This is a genomic window from Pseudarthrobacter sp. B4EP4b (genome assembly GCF_006680095.1).
Classification (GTDB): domain Bacteria; phylum Actinomycetota; class Actinomycetes; order Actinomycetales; family Micrococcaceae; genus Arthrobacter.
In genome coordinates this window covers 1-909 of record NZ_VHIJ01000107.1, presented here as the reverse complement: position 1 = coordinate 909, position 909 = coordinate 1, and the positions used below count along the sequence as shown (strand labels likewise).

1 protein-coding gene and 1 pseudogene are annotated in these 909 nt (G+C 64.2%); one reads left to right on the top strand and one right to left on the bottom strand.

From position 1 onward, the window contains the following. Positions 1–80 precede the first annotated feature (80 nt). The gene (locus FNL14_RS23090) at positions 81–569 is read right to left on the bottom strand and encodes an inorganic diphosphatase (RefSeq protein WP_018762663.1); all 489 of its coding nucleotides are present in this window, start codon (positions 567–569) and stop codon (positions 81–83) included. Between the two features lie 154 nt (positions 570–723). Here FNL14_RS23090 and FNL14_RS23085 point away from each other — a divergent pair. Next, positions 724–909: pseudogene (locus FNL14_RS23085) on the top strand (D-alanyl-D-alanine carboxypeptidase); the annotation flags it as partial.

Here is a 909-nt window from a genome sequence, read left to right as displayed (position 1 = left end):
CCTCCCCGCCCGCCCCCTAGCCTCGCAAGCTCGGCCAAGGAACCCTGCGGGCGTGGGCCCACGTTGCTTTATGCGGGGGATCAGTGGCCGGTGGGCACGTAACGCTTGATGGAGGCTTCCAGCTCGGCTTCGGCGGCGGCGCGGTCGCCCCAGCCCTCGGCCTTGACCCACTTGCCCGGCTCCAGGTCCTTGTAGCGAGTGAAGAAGTGCTCGATTTCCTTGATCAGGAACTCGTTGACGTCGCTGACTTCCTGGATGTGGTCGAAGCGGGCATCCACCGGAACGCAGAGGATCTTGGCGTCTCCGCCGCCGTCGTCGGTCATGTTGAAGACGCCGATGGGGCGGGACTCAACGATGACGCCGGGGTGCAGGTCGAAGTCCTGCAGGAGCACCAGTGCGTCCAGGGGATCGCCGTCTTCGCCGAGGGTGTTTTCGAAGTATCCGTAGTGCGTGGGGTACTGCATGGAGGTGAAGAGGACGCGGTCCAGGCGGACGCGGCCGGTCTCGTGGTCAACTTCGTACTTGACGCGTGATCCCTTGGGGATCTCGATGGTCACGTCATGCTTCATGGAATGCTCCTCGGCAATTGCAGGGGGTTCGCGGCACAGTTGACCGCTCACCAAAGGGAGTGTCCGTGCCGCCGACTATTATTGAGGATATAGCGAGAGGCCCTGGAATCAGGAACTTGTGGGGAAATTTCAGGACTTGAGGACCAGCACCACCATGACCAAACCAACTGCCGCGAAACCGTGGCCTGACCGCGTCCGCCGCGGTTTCGCGGGAGCGGTCCCGGCCATGAGAGCGTCCTGGCCCTTGGTTGCGCTGACGGCCCTCCTGCTGGTCCTGATGATCCCCGCAGCACTGCTGGTTGCGCCGGGGTTCGTGGGCCCGGAAGCCCCTGCCCCCGCC

Coding starts and splice junctions, on each gene's coding strand:
- FNL14_RS23090 (WP_018762663.1), bottom strand. CDS start 569: ATGAAGCATGACGTGACCATCGAGATCCCCAAGGGATCACGCGTCAAG.